This is a genomic window from Psychrobacter sp. CX14 (assembly GCF_057396205.2).
Genome location: NZ_CM183187.1, coordinates 374,941 through 392,252, shown reverse-complemented (window position 1 = coordinate 392,252; position 17,312 = coordinate 374,941). Strand labels below are relative to the sequence as shown.

The window sequence follows — 17,312 nt, the reverse complement described above, 5'->3', positions numbered from 1 at the left end:
TTGACTATGGTGATTAAGTTTTCTAGAATGAAGTAATTATTGAAACATTTGTTAATAAGTCGACACACTTTTATAACATATGTTTCAAAGAGTGCAAACTCTCTACAAGGACGTTAGATTAATTAAAACCGATTGAGAATTATCTGGCCGCCGTTACTTGTGAGTCTACGCTCAATTTTATGCAGGATGATAAATAAGCCATTTGGTGTATTTAAGCTCTGCTATACTTCATATTATACAAGGATGTATCATGAACAAAACTCTATCTTTTGCCTGCGCTGTTGCCGTTCCCGTCATTTTTAGCACCTCTGCTTTCGCAGAATTTGACTACAAAAAATATATTGATACTGATGGTAGCTTCAAGCGCTTCTCAGTATCGGCAGGTTGGTTACATGCAAGCCCATCTGGTGATGCTACACCGATTCAAAATACAACTGCTATTCCTAATGGATATACGGCTAAAAACGGTAGTGTAAAAGCGAGTACCGTTAAAAGCATTGTTGATACTACCCAGCCCCAAGAGGTTTTGGATAAACTAACCCTTTTAAATGGCTTAGGGCCTGATGTTGATCTCTCAAATATTCCAGGTATTGGTGATGTATCGGGTACGACTACTATTAATGGTTTAGAAAAATTTGCTACTGCAGGTACTGGCTTAGAAGCTGACGATACCGATACCGTAGGTCTTTTATTCAACTACTTTATTAATGATAACTGGTCATTTGAAGTTAAAGCAGGTGTACCGCCTAAAGTAGATATCTTAGGTAAAGGTACCGTAATTTCTCCTTTTTCAGGCACGGCATCGTCTCCAGCGGTAGAGGTAGACTTTAAAGTTAAGAAAGACATTGAAATTACTGATATGACTCAAGGTGGTGTTGCTTCAACTGCTCGTGCTTGGTTACCTGCAACTGAAATTCACTACCAATTTGGTAAGTCTGGCGTTAATAAGTTCCGTCCTTATGTAGGTGCGGGTGTGATGTTTGCTTACTTCAATGATCTAGAGCTAAATTCTGGTATTCGTCGTGACCTTGCAGACGCAGGTCACATGATTCAAAATATTAAAAATGATAAAGCGGGTGCTTCTCTTGAAGGTGTTCCTTCTGATAGTGGCATGCATATCGATGTAGAAGCAGACAGCGCTTGGGCTCCAATTGTTACCGTTGGTGCAACTTATGACTTCAATGAAGATTGGTTTGCGGTCGGTTCATTAACCTACGCTAAGCTTGACAGTGATACCACCATCACCGTTAAAAACGACGCAGGCGAGCGCTTGATTAAAGCCAAATCGAATATTGATATTGACCCATACATTACTTACCTAGGTGTGGGTTATCGTTTCTAGTCGACGCTTAACGATTAAGGTTTAACGACTACTAATAGACCATACTTTTGAATAAAAAACGCACCTCTATCTAAGGGGTGCGTTTTTTATTGCTTAGTACAAGCCGCTTAATATATAGTTAATAGAGCGTACTTTTGTAAACCAACTATGATGAGTAACTCAGCCATGCACCACTCTACCAACTCTGATACTTTTAATGACCAATCCTTACCTCTCCATATTGCGACGTTACGTGAAGTACGCGCGGGCAAAGCGATGCCTTTTACTCGTGAGCAGTTGAGTGCTATCAACAAAGTACCGATTAAAGAACCGGTTATAGTGAATTATATGGGAATTGTTACCGATGAGCAGGCGGACAGACGTCATCACGGCGGCCATTTAAAGGCCGTACATCAGATGCCGACGGCGACTTATGGCAAGCTTAATGTAGAGTTTGCACTAAAACTGACACCTGGTTTGCTTGGAGAGAATTTAATCACTGAGCCTGTATCTGGTATGCCGGATTTGACAGAGCAGACGGTATGTATCGGTGATGTGTTCCAGTATGGCGAGGGCGAGGATTGTGTGCAGCTGCGTATCGTACAGCCTAGACGTCCCTGTTATAAAATCAACGATCAAATTGGACCGACCACAAGTGACAGAAATATTGCATCATGGATAACCCATCAAGGTATCTCAGGATGGTACTTCCAAGTAGTAAAAGATGGGCTGATCGATAATGGAGTGCCTGTTTACTTGATTGAGCGTCCTTATCCTTTTGCTAACTTGCAAACCCTATGGCAACTGGCCAATCAAAAGTTGCCTATCGATGCCGATGTTATCGAACCTTGGCTTACTATTGACTGTTTAGAGGACAGTTGGAAAAAGGTATTGGCCAAAAAAGTACGTTAACATCATTCATCTAACCCATAAAAAAAAGAGAGCCGATGGCTCTCTTTTTTACTATAAGTAGGGTACTCACTTTAAGCTTTTAATGTGGCTTAAATCATTGTTGCTTAAGTCATTACATATAACAATTATTTTACTCTAACACGGCGGCTCTCTTGAAGCTCGACCTCACCAGGTTGAGTGGCTACCAATTCTCCACGCTTATCTTTAATCTTCTGTTGTAGCGTAATAGGCGCAGGTTTAGTTCGAACATTAGCAGGCGTTACCTCACCACGATTGACTTCACCCTTTAAAAGAGGCGTAGTACTAATAGGTGCGGTAGAACGTATGTTATTGTAGTTCCCGCGTCGAGTAGTATCTTTAGTGGTGTTTTGGTTAATTTCAACACGGCCAGGCTGCGTTGCACGTAATTCACCACGGGCATCTTCAACCTTCTGAGTTAAAGTATTGCGCACTGTGCGAGCACGTTCACGCGCTGGGGTAACCGGTGCTAAGTCAGCGTTGTCACCGCGCAATGCATTTTCAGCATCACTAGCTTGTGTTCTTACACGGTCAACTTCTCTTTGCAGCTTTTCGGTACCTTTAACGCCTTTTGTAGTGTTTACCTCTATTGCACCAGGCTGAGTCGCTAATAATTCGCCACGCTTGTCTTTAACCTTAGAGGTTAAGGTGTTTTCAGCAGCATGGTGCGCTGAGTCTGCAGGGGTGATGTTACCGCGATTGGCTTTCTGATGAACAGGAGACGCTGCTGATGCCGTACCTGATACTGCTAATAAACCGGCTACTAACGTCGATAAAACTAAAGTGTTGTTTTTCATAAAATTCTCCAAAAATATCTGTCATTAATAAAGTATATGAATAAAATTTTAATAGCTTTTTAATTTAGCGCTATCAATCAAAACTCTACAAGTTAAATTAAGTTGTTAAACTAAGTTATCGATAAATCGTTTAGAATTCTGAGCGCTTTTATTTATTGATGGGTCTAGTATAGAAACCTGTTTTGCTATTTTCACGCATGATTTGTATAGCTTTCCTTATCAGATGTAGTGTAATGGTGGATTTGTTTATTTAACTGTTAAATATGCGGCTTTATTAATGATGAGTGTAACCAACACTTACGTTCATTCAACAGGATTATCTGTTTTGACTCATGCTTTTCATCCAATCGATGTGGCTTTAAGCAACCGTTTTTACTAACATCAATACTAAACACCCGTCCTATAATTCACGTATAATTTGAAAACACTTTTATTATTTTATTGATATTTTTATCTACGTATTTACGTGGTTACTTATCCAAACGAGAGCGTTTGTGAGACTAATATGACGAATTATCCAAATAATCCAGATATAGACAAGACGCCTGATTCTGTTGACAAGGATGTGTCAGCAACAGGTTCAAGCTCTATCGAACATCCCTACCCTACCTCTCCTGCCAAATCTAAGCCGAACTGGCTTTGGTCATTGATATGGGTATTAGTGGCCTTAACGGTTGGTCTATTTATAGGTAAATTGTGGGCTGAACGCAATGACACTGAGTCGGGCGTTGAGACCGAAAAATCAGTTAAGCCGCAAATTGCGACAGTAACGGGTATCACTGAGGTCGAAAAGCCGGTCAATCAAAAACCGGTATTAACCGTCGAAACGGTGAAACCGACCCAATCGACCCTTAATAACGACTTAAGCGCTGATGGCACTATTAGCCCAGAGAATACCTATAGTGTCAGCGGTAAGGTCAATAACGTGGCCATTGAACGAGTCTTAGTGCGTGAAGGCGATCGAGTCAAAAAAGGTCAAGTATTGGCTGTGTTTGATACCGATGCAATGCAGCAGCAGCGTGCACAGGCACAGGCGGAGCTTGCGGAAGCGCAGAGCAACTACGAGTTAGCCCGACGCGATGCCAACCGTATATTGCCGCTGTTAGAGATTGATGCCATTAGTGAACAAGAAGCCGATCGTTATAAAGCAACTGCCGATCAAGCAGCCGCCTCTGTGGTGGCGTCAAAAGCACGCTTGAATAATCAAAACCTCAATTTACAGAATGCGCAAGTGATTGCGCCCGTTAGCGGTACGATTAGCGAAAAAACTGCCAACGTGGGCAGCGTGCCAGGACCGGAACCATTATTTACTATTGTTGAAAATGGTAAGCTTGAATGGCAAGCGCAGGTCGATCCTAATAAAGTGGGTCAGATTAATATTGGTACGCCAGTATCTGTGAGCCTACCGAATAACCAAAGCGTCTCAGGACGTGTTACTCGTATTTCTCCGACCGCCGAAAAAGGCAGTCGCCAAGTGACGATTTATGCCTCATTAGACAACAACCCGAATGCACGTGCCGGCATGTATCAGCGTGGTACCTTTAAACTGGGTACGGATAATAAGGTAACCATTCCGGTCAGTGCTGTGGTAGTTGAAGATGGTTATGATTACGTGATGCAGGTGAAAGCGGTCAAAGATGAAAACCGAAAAACTATTTATCGTATTAACCGCGTTAAGGTTAGTCTTGGAGAGCGTCAGGGCGACCGTGTTGTCTTGCTTGAGCCGCTCTCAGGTGACGGTAATATCGTCCGACAAGGAGGCAGCTTCTTGAGCGATGGCGATATTGTCCGCATCGCTGATACTTCAAATGCGGCAGATGGCAGCAAACCAAGCAGCTAAACGCCAGTAGGGTGTTCACTACCCTAACTGACGCTTGTCCCATTGAATGACTCTATCATCATTGAGTGGTATTTGTTTTATTACGACACTTACTGCTATGACTGCCCTACTTAAAACTCAGTGTTTTAGGAAGGGTCTGTACCTTAGTAAGCTTGCCTTTTTTAACCGCCTTTTGACTCGTTACGCAGGATGCACTTTATGAGCCTTAACGTCTCAGCTTATTCCATCAAAAATCCTTTGGTTGCCATACTGCTCTTTATACTGCTGACTCTCGGTGGTATTTATGGCTTTATGCAAATGAAGGTTCAGCAGTTTCCAGATATTGATTTACCGGGTGTGGTTGTGACCGTTGCCTACCCTGGCGCTGCGCCCAGTCAACTCGAAAACGATATCGCCAAAAAAATCGAAAATCGAATCTCGAGTATCGAGGGGGTCAAGCACATTCGTAGTACCCTGCAAACTGGAGTCGCGACTGTCTCGACAGAATTCGTGCTCGAAAAAGACATCCAAGAAGCCGTAGACGATGTGCGTTCTGCGGTGAATGAGGTGCAAGGCGACTTGCCTGCCGCAGCTGAAGATCCAATTATCACCAAAATCACCACCGCTGGCCTGCCCGCTGTTACCTATACGGTGACCGCTAATGGCGTAAGTATGGAGGATTTGTCTTGGTTTGTTGATGACACCATTAACAAGCGATTATCCGATATTAATGGTGTGGGTAGTATTGGCCGGGTTGGTGGTCTGGACCGTGAAATTCGTGTCGCTGTCGATCCGATTAGTCTTAATGCTTTAAAACTGCCCATCACGCAACTGTCTGATCAAGTAGCGGGCCTTCAACGTGATACCTCAGGTGGTGAAGCAAAAATTGGTGATAGCAAACAAAACATCCGTGTTTTAGGCGCAGTTGAGAATGCCCGTCAGCTTAATGATGTGCAAGTGGCGCTCCCGACCGGTGATGCCATTCGCTTAGGCGAAATTGCCACCATTACCGATGACACGGCCGACTTAAGCTCTATTGCTAAACTAGATGGTCAAACCGTGGTCGCCTTTAACGTGGTGCGCTCACGTGGCGCCAGTGAAGTCGATGTGGTTGAGCGTGTCGATGCTGCGTTAGCAGAACTGCAAGCTGATATGCCTGGTTATACCATTACCAAGGTATTTGACCGAGCCACGCCCGTTGATGAAGATTATCATGCCTCATTAAAGATGCTTATCGAGGGCGGTATCTTGGCCGTGGTAGTGGTGTTTTTATTCTTACGTAATATCCGTGCCACTATCGTTGCCGCTGTTGCCCTACCCTTATCGGTTATCCCGACCTTTTTGGGGATGTACCTGTTCGACTTTAGCTTAAACATTATTAGCTTATTGGCCTTATCCTTGGTGGTCGGGGTCTTGGTCGATGACGCGATTGTTGAGGTTGAGAATATCATGCGCCACTTACGCATGGGCAAGACCCCTTATGAAGCGGCTATGGAAGCCGCTGATGAAATTGGTCTGGCGGTAGTGGCGACCACCTTCACCTTGATTGCGGTGTTCCTACCAACCGCATTTATGAGCGGTATTGTTGGTCAGTTTTTCCGCCAGTTTGGTTGGACTGCTGCGATTGCGATTTTTGCCTCGCTATTGGTTGCGCGTCTTATCACACCCATGATGGCCGCCTACATTCTGCGTCCAGAAAAAGACTATGTAGAGAAGACCTCTCGAACCATGCATTTGTATTTAAAATCAGTGGCTTGGACCATTCGCCACCGCTGGTTAACCCTAATTGTCACCCTATCATTATTCGCAGCGTCTTGTTTCTTAGTGGTCTTTTTACCTAAAACCTTTATTCCCGAAAATGATATTGACCAATCGCGTATTGGTATTGAGCTTACCCCAGATGCAAGCTTAGCGGATACCACTCGTATCGCTAAGATGGCTGAAGAGCGTGTGTCTCAAATCGACGGTGTGAAAAGTGTCTTAAGTGTCATCGGTGACCCACAAGCTGCCAGTATCGATTCTAATTCAAGCTCAGCGAATGTCGAAAACGAAGCGAGTATAGATATCGTACTAGAGCCGCGTGGTAATAGACCAAGCAAGCTTGAGATTGAGCGAGAGATTACTGATGTATTAGAACAAGTACCGAGTGCGCGTTTTGATGTGGGTTTGTCCAGTGGCGGTGAGAGTGGTTATAGCTTTGCGTTAACCGGCACCAATTCACAGCTTCTAGAACAGACGGCGCAGCAAGTCATGAATGAAATCCGCTCATTACCGCAAGCGGGCAGTGTGACCAGTGATCGAAGCCTGCCACGTCAAGAACTGTCAATTCTACCGGATCGCATTGCAATGGCGGACCAAGGCGCTACCACTCAAGGTGTTGCCGATACGCTGCGTGTGGCGACTTTAGGCGATTATGAACAGCGTCTGTCTAAATTAAATCTAGAGACGCGTCAGGTACCTGTTGTGGTCAGATTACCTGAAGAGGCGAAAAGCAACGTCAGTCAGTTAAGCGACTTGTATGTACCGACCAATGGCAACTCTGCAGCGCGCGTTAGTGATGTGGCAGATTTATCATTTGGTACAGGGCCATCTGAGATTCGCCGATTTGACCGTGAGCGTGCGATTACAATTACCGTACAGGCTGCCGATGGCGAGCTGGGTGATTTGGTCGATGCAGTAAAACAAGTTCCATCGTTACAAGAAGGTCAGGTACCACCGGGCATTACCATCATTGACCAAGGTCAGGCTGAGAGCATGGCCGAATTATTCAGCGGCTTTGTCATCGCCATTACCGTCGGTATTATCTGTATCTTTGGGGTATTGATTCTACTATTCGGTAAGGTGCTACAGCCCTTTACCATTCTTATGGCATTGCCATTATCGATTGGCGGTGCGTTTGTGGGACTGGTTATCACTGGCAGTAGCTTGTCAATGCCGTCGATGATTGGCTTTATTATGCTGATGGGTATCGCCACCAAGAACTCTATTCTATTGGTGGATTATGCCATCCTAGCAGAGCGTGATCATGGATTAAACCGTCTTGATGCCCTACTCGATGCCTGTCATAAACGGGCTCAGCCTATTATCATGACCACGGTCGCCATGGGTGCTGGCATGTTACCTCTTGTCTTCGGTTGGGGTTCAGCAGATCCGACTTTCCGTCGTCCGATGGCTGCAGCCGTATTGGGCGGTTTGGTAACCTCAACTTTCCTAAGCCTCATTATTATCCCGATGGTCTATACCTTTATGGATGATATCTCACGATGGTTTGCGAAATGGTTACGTCCGAATGGACCGGCGAATACCACAGATTAGGGTCTGTAAATTGGCCTCACTGCTTGATAATTATGTCATGCGATAAGCGTGTTATAAGATAAACGTGTTATAAGATAAAGGTACCATCTGGTAAATATGTTATGACATCAAAAAAAACACGCTGTGGTGATTAATTTTAAGATTTTGGCTTAGGTTTTGTGACTCTATCATGCAATATGACATATAACCGCAACTTTTATAACAAGGCACTTTTATGATGCACCTCTCTAAATCGGTTTATTTTTATCCTTTGACGTGTCTCTTATTGATGGCAGGCACAGTCAGCACAGTGCAGGCTGCAACTTACGACATTGACCCTACTCATGCCAATGTTCGCTTTGCCATTGATCACTTCGGGACATCGACCAATACCGGTGGTTTTTATAACTTAACGGGCGAAATAGAATATGACCCCAAGCAGCAGCTTGGTAAAGTGTCTATTGTCATTCCTTTAGACAGTATTAATACTGGCAATAGTGAGTTTGATGAACACCTTAAAGGCAGTGACTTTTTTGATGTGGCACGTTTTCCTACAGCGACGTTTGAGTCTACCCAGTGGCATTTCGGAGAGCAGCCGTCTTTTTTTAACAAGATATTTGCCTCAAATACCAGTCAGAACACTCTTGCCGTTACCCGTGTCGATGGTAATTTGACGTTGCATGGTGAAACCCATCCAGTCAGCCTTGAAGCCACCAAGTTCAACTGTTATCTCAGTCCTGTTCTTAAAAAATCAGTGTGTGGCGGTGATTTTACTACTGTCATCGACCGTACCCAATGGGGGATTAGTAAATACGTGTTATTGGGCATGACAAAGGATGTGGTACTCAATATTCAAATTGAGGCAGCCAAAAGATAATAGATAGGTTAGTGCTGATTAATGCCAAAGCACGAGACCCAGCAATCTGACTTGCTGGGTCTCGCAAGCGGGGCGCCCCCCTACTTATCCGATATCTCATACCTTGTGTAATCGAGTTGATTTTATCTTAAGTTAAAGTTATTGAGGAGGCGGTGCATAGCCACTATCTGCAGGATAAGCTTGCGGCTGCTGATAGGGCTGAGGACGTGGTTTAGAAGGATCGTAAAGCTCGTACACGACCGTGCCAATAATGCCGGTGTTTTGTATGGAGCCCGACGGCGTATTGGCGGCATAAGCACTTTCAGGTTTACTAAAAATAAAAGACGCTACCGCACTTTGACTTTTACGAAAGCCTTCAATGACTAAATCATCGTGTGGGTACAACACATAACCACTATTGTAACGACTGGCCGTACTACCATCTAACACATCAATACCATCAACACTCGCCACTATCTCATAAGTATGGTCACTATTATTATGATATGTTAGACGATAGGCCTGACCCGCTTTACCTTGTAAATAATAATTGCCAGCATCACGATAAATAGGCAGTCGTCCTCTGTCGCTCTCTACTGAGAAGTCAACCTTCCCTGCGACTAGTGACATACTATTTAAAGCCCTACCTGAGTAATGTTTATCGGCATAACTGACCTGAATAGTTTCAATAGGATCACGGTTAATACGTCGCAAATCAACTTCAGTCACCTCTGAATCAACCTCATCGCCCCACTGCGTACCTAGACGCTCTGACTCGGCAGCGACCTGTGCTGGCGCAGACTCAACCACTATAACGGGCGTAGGGGCAACCTCAGTTTCAGAAGTCGAACGAGTCGCATCTTGCATATTTTCTTGTGACGAACATCCTGATACTAAGGCCAGTATGGCTATACTCGAAACTTTTACCCATTGAGACTGCTGAAGCTTCATAATAATTTCTCTTATCGATAATTAAGGTTATATTTTGAGTATAGCTTAACAACATTCATAATAAAACCTTAATTAACCCGCCGCTTACTGAAGGTTAAGAACTATTTATGACTAAAATTGAAAACTAACCTATCAAGGAAGGCACGTCCAAAATCAATCAATCAAACGCGACAATATAGTAGGTTTAATGAGTATGACCGAGCTCGAGTCTGAAAAGGATAGGTTGTTTTATTGAAACGGGATACTATTTGAATCTATAAATAGTCGTATGATATAACAACCATTAATTGACAACACACGACAGAATAACTGAGACCTAACCATGACCACACTTAGCGATATCACCATTGCCCAAAATGCCACGCTACGACCGATTACCGAGATTGCTGAAAAAATAGGCCTGTCCGTCGATAAGATTGAGCCTTACGGACATTACAAGGCTAAGATTAATCCTAGCGATGTGTTCGCCATACCTGCCAAATCAGAGAACGGTAAGCTTATATTGGTTACAGCAATTAACCCGACCCCAGCCGGTGAAGGCAAAACCACAGTGACGATTGGCTTAGCAGATGCCCTAAACCGTGTGTTTGCACAGAAAAACAACGGGCAAACAGCCATCATAGCGCTACGTGAACCTTCGCTCGGTCCCGTATTCGGCATTAAAGGTGGGGCAGCCGGTGGTGGTTATTCACAAGTTCTGCCCATGGAAGATATCAACTTGCATTTCACAGGCGATTTACACGCTATTGGGGTTGCTAATAATCTGCTGGCTGCTATGGTAGATAACCATATTTACCAAGGTAATACGCTAAATATAGACCCAAAACAGGTGGTCTGGCGACGAGCAGTGGATATGAATGACCGTCAGTTACGCACTATTATTAGCGGTATCGGCAAGACCTCAGATGGGGTAATGCGCGAAGATGGCTTTGATATTACGGTTGCCTCAGAGGTGATGGCTATCTTTTGTCTGGCCACCGATTTAGCTGACTTAAAGCGTCGCCTAGGTGAGATACTCGTCGCTTATACCAAAGACAAACAACCTATCTATGCCAAAGATCTTAACGCTCACGGCGCTATGGCTGCCCTATTAAAAGATGCAATTAAACCCAACTTAGTGCAAACCATTGAAGGTACGCCTGCCATCTTGCATGGTGGTCCTTTTGCCAATATTGCTCATGGCTGTAACTCGGTTATTGCCACCCGTACTGCTATGCATTTGGCTGACTATACGCTGACCGAAGCAGGCTTTGGGGCAGACCTTGGAGCTGAAAAGTTTTGTGATATTAAGTGTCGCCTGTCGGGATTAACCCCTGATGCAGCCGTCATAGTCGCTACCATCCGCGCGTTAAAATATAATGGCGGAGCCGCTAAAGACACCTTCACAACTGAAAACTTACCCGCCCTTGAGCAAGGTCTGCCTAACTTGACCAAGCATATTGAAAATTTAAAAGAGATATTTGGCTTGCCTGTAGTCGTGGCGATTAATCAGTTTGATAGTGATACTGACGCTGAGATTGATATGGTGCGTAAAGCCTGCAAGCGCCTAAAAGTAGAGGTGGCACTGACTCAGGTTTGGGCAAAAGGCGGTGCAGGCGGTGAAACGTTAGCCAATACCTTAATTGAGTTAATTGAAGACCATGATGCTGAGCCAAGTCAGTTTAAGTTTGCTTACGATACAGACAAACCTATTACTGATAAGATACGTCAAGTAGCGCAGCGGGTATATGGCGCTAATGATATTGACTTGAGCAGTACCGCCCTCGCTAAGATTCGCCGTCTCGAGGCTTTAGGCTTAGATAAACTGCCTATTTGTATTGCCAAGACTCAGTATTCTTTAAGTGATAATGCCAAACTACTGGGGCGTCCTACTGGCTTTAGTATTCATGTCCGAGATGTCACTGTATCAAATGGTGCAGGCTTTATTGTGGTGATATGTGGACCGATTATGAAAATGCCGGGATTACCTAAGCGCCCTTCGGCAGAAAATATCGACGTAGATGATACGGGTAATATAACGGGGCTGTTTTAAAACTTGCTATCATTCACTATTCTTATAGTCAAAGAAGTCTAAAATGGTTATAAGGCAACCGAGTGTAAGTACTACTGCAGTAGGCTTAATGAAGTTAACGCCATGACTCTTTATAAGTTCGCCGACTATAGTCAGCACTTCTGCCAGACAAAGTTAGGTTGGTTTAAAGGTATATATCCTGTACGTTCATATAGCCAAGGAGCAGTAGACGTCACGAGCATTAATTTTCTAAGTTTTTGAATGACAGGATGCGAATGACAGCATTCCATCAACCATTTTCCTAAACCTTGGTGGCGATATTCTTCTAGTACATAGACATCACATACATAGCCAAAGGTAACATAATCCGTGACAACCCTTGCAAAGCCTATTTGTTGACCTTCATGAAACAATCCGAAGTTCAAACTATTATTTATAGAATCTGTCACCTGTTTTTTGCTGATACCCTTTGCCCAATGACTCGCAGTTAAGAAGCTATGAATGGCATCAATATCAAAAACACTTTTATTGGTTGTAATGACAAAACAGTCCTTTTGATAAGCGTAGTCTTTCATATAGCTTTTCCTTAATAGATTAGGGTTTATACATCGATATTAGGATTCAACTGCTTTAGATTCACGTTCAGTAATTTGAAACTTACTTATTTAACTAGTTCCCCCGATAGCTGAGCGCCTCACTAAGATGAGGCGTTTGAATATCGACACTGTCTGCTAAATCAGCAATCGTACGGGCCACCCGTAGCAAACGATGATAACCTCGTGCTGATAAATTCAGCTTAGTCTGTGCCATAGCCAATAAGTTCTTCTCACTCTCACCCAGTACAATATGCTTATCCATTTCACTAGGTGTCAGCTCACTATTGGGTTTAGTTTGTCTTTTTCGCTGCCGCTCATACGCTGCTGTGACTCGCTCTCTTACCACAACCGAACACTCTCCAGGTTCGGTATTTTGCAAGTCGCTTATGGGCAATGCAGGAACACTAACCTTTAAATCAATACGGTCAAGAAGCGGGCCTGATATTTTATCTTGATAACGCTGAATCTGCTCTGGTCGACAATGACAGCGGCCCGAGGGATCACCTTGATAGCCACAAGGACAGGGGTTCATAGCGGCGACTAACTGAAAATTTGCCGGAAAAGTCGCTTGCTGATTGGCACGACTAATGGTGATTTGTTTAGCTTCCAATGGCTGGCGCAATACCTCCAACACTTTGCGGTCAAACTCTGGCATCTCATCTAAGAACAAAACCCCTTTATTGGCCAAAGTAATCTCGCCAGGTTTTGGACGTGAGCCCCCACCTACTAAAGCCACCGCTGAAATAGTATGATGAATTTCGCGAAAGGGTCTGCTGCCATATTGATATTCTGTATCGGCTACCGAATAAGTACTGGCTACTTCGAGCGCTTCTTCATCATTTAAGTCAGGTAATATGGTTGGCAAACGCGCTGCCATCAGGGTCTTACCCGACCCTGGAGGACCGGTGAACAACAATGAATGTCCACCTGCCGCCGCTATCTCTAACGCGCGTCTAGCATGGTGCTGACCTTTTACGTCTGATAAATCTACCTTATAGGTGGCATCAAGTACTGGCACTGTTGATATAACTTCTGATAGTAGGCCCTCAGTATTGGGCGCATCTTCTGCACTAAAATGAATACTGTTTTCAGCTCTGAGGTGATCACAGACCGCTTGTAGACTTTTAGCCGCATAGACAGTCACGCCAGCAACGCGGCTGGCCTCCACCCCATTATCAGCAGGAACAATCAGCTTACGACTGGCCTTAACCTTATCATTTTCATCAGCCGTATCAGCCTGACTTAACAGGTTATCTGGGTTACTATCCTCAGCTTGGCTTTTTTTATGACTGTTATTGATATCGGTTTTTATGGCACGTGCCACAGCCAAACTACCTGCAACGGGACGCAAATGACCATTTAACGCCAGTTCGCCAATAAACTCATACCCAGCCAGCCATTCTGGCTCTATCTGACCGCTGGCTGCCAAGATACCCATCGCAATAGGTAAGTCGAGACGTGCACCCTCTTTCGGTAGGTCAGCAGGCGCAAGATTAATGGTTAAGCGGCGATTGGGAAACTGAAAGTTAGAGTTAATCATTGCTGAACGCACTCGGTCTTTACTCTCCCGTACAGCGGCTTCTGGTAAGCCTACTATCGTCAAAGCAGGCAATCCTTGTGATAAATGCACCTCAACCATGACCTTAGGCGCGTGTAGCCCAACCACAGAACGTGTATCTACTTGGGCAAAAGACATGATTAACCTTATTGTTAAAAATTTATTATTAATTTCCTTAAATTGATAATAAATTATTCATCAACAGTAAGCAAACACCACATCATTACTGTCTGACTTTAATCATAAAAATCTATTCAACTAATGATGATAAAATCAATAGCAATAACAGTTGTCAACTTCTATCAAACCCGTGCCTATCTCATGAGTAGTAGACAGCAAATCAAAGGAATAAAGCCATGAATAAAAACGTCATAATTGCTGTAACTTGTTTGCTGCTCGGCGGTATATTATTGGGTTTATCTACTAATATGGCAAAGTATGCGGGCACGGTTGGTATCGAGCCATTGGCTTTTGTGTTTTGGTCGATTACTGGTGCGGCTATTATCTTAGTTCTTAGCTCATTAATAAGAAAGCAACCGCCACCACTAACCAAGCGTAGTTTTGAGTATTATCTAGTAGCTGCCTTGGTGAGTGTTGCTGGCTCTAACTTGATTTTTTTCTCAGCAGTTCCTCATGTTGGCGCAAGTTTTGTAGCACTAATTATCTCCCTGCCGCCTTTGCTGACCTACCTTGGTGCGCTAATATTAAAGATAGAAACATTTAATCCGATGCGCGCTGCAGGTGTGGTCTTAGCATTAAGCGGTGCGGGTGTACTGGCCGCAAATAAGCTTAACGCTCCTGATACCAGTGTATTCTGGATTGTTATTGCCCTTTGCGGCCCAGTATTGCTTGCCATTGGTAATTTATATCGTACTCTGCGCTGGCCAATAGGTGCTTCACCAAGTACATTAGCACCGGGTATGCTGGTCGCGGCCGCCTTACAATTAGGGCTAGTCAGCTTATTGCCCAATTTTTCATTAGCGCTGCCAAGCCAAGACCCTTTAGCGATGATAGTGTCTTTATTTCTTATCGTGCTACAGGCGTTTATTTTCGCCGGTCAATTTCAGGTTTTATTTATCCTACAAAAGGTAGGCGGACCAGTATTATTAAGCCTACTTGGCTCAGTGGCTGCCGTTTTTGCCGTCCCTATTGCTATATTTTTGCAAGCAGAATCACCACCTCAAGGATTGGCATTGGGCGCCGGATTAATTGCATTGGGCGTCATACTAGTCACCATAGGCGGTATTAAAAAACGGCTTTTATAATAACTGGTAATAAGCGGCTTTACGAGCTAAGCACCGCTTAAAGCCACACTGCTACCATAGATATATGCAAAACTGGTCAGATTAGAGCTACCTTAGGTTAATTTGCTATAATTAGGGCATATGCCTAAGCGCTATATTGTTTTTCTATCCTCCTCTTTGCTCCTATTTATCGGGACACCGATAAGGCCAATCTTATGACTACTTCAGCCCATTTCTCTGATCAAGCAAACTTGCCACCCACCACTGAGCGCCCTGACTTCACGCCTACCAATCCTTATGCGCGTCGTCAATTTGATCAAGCGTCGTCAAGCGTGCCGCAGTTAGAATATGATGAAGTGCTGATTCATAAGTACAATCGCTCAGGCCCTCGCTACACCTCTTATCCGACTGCGCTTGAGTTTAAGCCTATTGGAGCAGGCACGGAGTTTAATATCCTGACCCAGCGTGATGCTCAAACGCCGCTATCGCTTTATTTCCATATCCCGTTTTGTCGTCATCTTTGCTATTACTGCGCTTGTAATAAAATTATTACTAAAAAGAACAGCGATGCCGGTGATTACCTTGATTACCTATTTGCAGAAATTAAGCAAAAACAAGCCTTATTGCCGACCCTAGAGCTGGGTAAAAAGCCGTTTGTAAAACAGCTGCATTTGGGCGGCGGTACCCCAACCTTCTTTAGTGATGATGAACTAATTGCGCTATGGAAGTTTTTGCAAACTCAGTTTGAATTTGATGCCCCATCAGAACAAGGCGGCAGTGGCGATTACTCTATCGAGATTGACCCCCGTGAGCTACGCGAGAATACCTTAGAGAAGCTACGTGAATTGGGCTTTAACCGTGTCAGTTTTGGGGTGCAAGATTTAGATGATAAAGTGCAGATTGCGGTCAATCGAATTCAGTCTGAAGAATTGATTCAAAGCGTTATGGATGAGGCGCGCCGCTTAAACTATAACTCGATCAATATTGATTTGATTTATGGTCTACCGCATCAAACGCCGGCGACCTTTGTACATACGGTTGAGCGTATTATTGAGATGAGTCCAGATCGTATTTCTGTATTTAACTATGCGCATCTACCCACTCGCTTTAAGCCGCAGCGTCAGATTAAAGACGAAGATTTACCCACGCCAGCCGAAAAGCTTGAGATGTTTAGTAATACCATTGCCGCCTTGACTGAAGCCGGCTATCAATATATCGGTATTGACCACTTTGCTAAGCCTGATGATGAATTGGCCGTTGCCCAGCGTGAGGGCAACCTACATCGTAACTTCCAAGGCTATACCATCCTTGGTGACTGCGACCTTCTGGGCTTTGGGGTGTCTGCGATTAGCCAAATCAACAGCACTTTATATACCAATCAAAGCGGTGCGGCGACGCATATCCTACAAAACGACCCTGACCTTGATCGCTATAAAGCGTCGGTAGATGCCAGTAAGTTACCTGCGGTGAAGCATATTAAAACCAGCATTCAAGACCGTCTACGTGGCTATGTGATTATGAATTTGCTATGTCATGATTACATAGATTTCAAAGACCTAAATCAGAAGTTCGGTATCGATGCCATCCCCTATTTTATTGAAGAGATTCAACAATTAGGGGATATGCAGCAAGACAAACTGATTGATATGGATGCCGCTGGTATTCGAGTACTACCCAAAGGTCGTTTGCTTGCCCGCAACGTAGCCATGGTATTTGATAGCTATTTGGCCAGTAAAGAGAAAGGGCGGTTTTCTAAAGTCATTTAGGATTTATACCACTAAAAAACCGACCAAAATGGTCGGTTTTTTATCACCTATAGGTGAATTCAAATGACGTCTCAATTTAAATCCACTCTATATTGAGTCTAATACAAATCTAGAAATTAACCTATCGAGGAGGGCGAATGCGAACGCTACAAATAGTAGGTTCAGTGAG

At 44.1% G+C, this 17,312-nt stretch carries 12 protein-coding genes; 8 read left to right on the top strand and 4 right to left on the bottom strand.

Annotation, left to right across the window (positions count from 1 at the left end; genetic code table 11):
- The first annotated feature begins 250 nt into the window (after positions 1 to 250).
- Both AC2SLO_RS01655 and AC2SLO_RS01650 read left to right on the top strand, forming a co-directional pair.
- Positions 251 to 1,342, top strand: coding sequence for an OmpW/AlkL family protein (locus tag AC2SLO_RS01655; protein WP_486542627.1), 1,092 nt, complete (start codon positions 251 to 253; stop codon positions 1,340 to 1,342).
- 165 nt (positions 1,343 to 1,507) lie between these two features.
- Positions 1,508 to 2,233, top strand: coding sequence for an MOSC domain-containing protein (locus tag AC2SLO_RS01650; protein ID WP_486542629.1), 726 nt, complete (start codon positions 1,508 to 1,510; stop codon positions 2,231 to 2,233).
- Between the two features lie 125 nt (positions 2,234 to 2,358).
- On the opposite strand, the gene AC2SLO_RS01645 is transcribed toward AC2SLO_RS01650, so the two are convergent.
- Positions 2,359 to 3,048, bottom strand: coding sequence for a hypothetical protein (locus tag AC2SLO_RS01645; RefSeq protein WP_486542631.1), 690 nt, complete (start codon positions 3,046 to 3,048; stop codon positions 2,359 to 2,361).
- A 505-nt stretch (positions 3,049 to 3,553) separates the two neighbouring features.
- Between AC2SLO_RS01645 and AC2SLO_RS01640 the strand changes: the two genes are divergently transcribed.
- The 3 genes from AC2SLO_RS01640 to AC2SLO_RS01630 all read left to right on the top strand — a co-directional run bounded on the left by AC2SLO_RS01640 (position 3,554) and on the right by AC2SLO_RS01630 (position 9,038).
- Positions 3,554 to 4,888 carry an efflux RND transporter periplasmic adaptor subunit gene (locus tag AC2SLO_RS01640; RefSeq protein ID WP_486542633.1) on the top strand — a complete coding sequence of 445 codons (1,335 nt, stop codon included), beginning with the start codon at positions 3,554 to 3,556 and terminating at the stop codon, positions 4,886 to 4,888.
- A 198-nt stretch (positions 4,889 to 5,086) separates the two neighbouring features.
- Positions 5,087 to 8,182, top strand: coding sequence for an efflux RND transporter permease subunit (locus AC2SLO_RS01635; protein ID WP_486542635.1), 3,096 nt, complete (start codon positions 5,087 to 5,089; stop codon positions 8,180 to 8,182).
- Between the two features lie 214 nt (positions 8,183 to 8,396).
- Complete coding sequence (locus tag AC2SLO_RS01630; RefSeq protein WP_486542637.1) at positions 8,397 to 9,038, top strand: YceI family protein; 642 nt, start codon at positions 8,397 to 8,399, stop codon at positions 9,036 to 9,038.
- A 138-nt stretch (positions 9,039 to 9,176) separates the two neighbouring features.
- Here AC2SLO_RS01630 and AC2SLO_RS01625 read toward each other — a convergent pair whose 3' ends face one another.
- Complete coding sequence (locus tag AC2SLO_RS01625) at positions 9,177 to 9,968, bottom strand: hypothetical protein (protein WP_486542639.1); 792 nt, start codon at positions 9,966 to 9,968, stop codon at positions 9,177 to 9,179.
- 322 nt (positions 9,969 to 10,290) lie between these two features.
- Here AC2SLO_RS01625 and AC2SLO_RS01620 point away from each other — a divergent pair, with 322 nt between their 5' ends.
- Positions 10,291 to 12,000 (top strand): formate--tetrahydrofolate ligase, encoded by a 1,710-nt coding sequence (locus AC2SLO_RS01620; RefSeq protein ID WP_486542641.1) that lies wholly within the window; start codon positions 10,291 to 10,293, stop codon positions 11,998 to 12,000.
- Between the two features lie 131 nt (positions 12,001 to 12,131).
- Here the strand turns inward: AC2SLO_RS01620 and AC2SLO_RS01615 are convergent, their stop codons facing one another.
- Both AC2SLO_RS01615 and AC2SLO_RS01610 read right to left on the bottom strand, forming a co-directional pair.
- The gene (locus AC2SLO_RS01615) at positions 12,132 to 12,554 is read right to left on the bottom strand and encodes a GNAT family N-acetyltransferase (protein ID WP_486542643.1); all 423 of its coding nucleotides are present in this window, start codon (positions 12,552 to 12,554) and stop codon (positions 12,132 to 12,134) included.
- Between the two features lie 94 nt (positions 12,555 to 12,648).
- Positions 12,649 to 14,271, bottom strand: a complete 1,623-nt coding sequence (locus AC2SLO_RS01610; RefSeq protein WP_486542645.1) for a YifB family Mg chelatase-like AAA ATPase — start codon at positions 14,269 to 14,271, stop codon at positions 12,649 to 12,651.
- A gap of 218 nt (positions 14,272 to 14,489) precedes the next feature.
- Here AC2SLO_RS01610 and AC2SLO_RS01605 point away from each other — a divergent pair, with 218 nt between their 5' ends.
- Both AC2SLO_RS01605 and hemN read left to right on the top strand, forming a co-directional pair.
- Positions 14,490 to 15,398 (top strand): DMT family transporter, encoded by a 909-nt coding sequence (locus tag AC2SLO_RS01605; RefSeq protein ID WP_486542647.1) that lies wholly within the window; start codon positions 14,490 to 14,492, stop codon positions 15,396 to 15,398.
- A gap of 194 nt (positions 15,399 to 15,592) precedes the next feature.
- Positions 15,593 to 17,143 carry an oxygen-independent coproporphyrinogen III oxidase gene (hemN, locus tag AC2SLO_RS01600; protein ID WP_486542649.1) on the top strand — a complete coding sequence of 517 codons (1,551 nt, stop codon included), beginning with the start codon at positions 15,593 to 15,595 and terminating at the stop codon, positions 17,141 to 17,143.
- Positions 17,144 to 17,312: the final 169 nt, after the last annotated feature.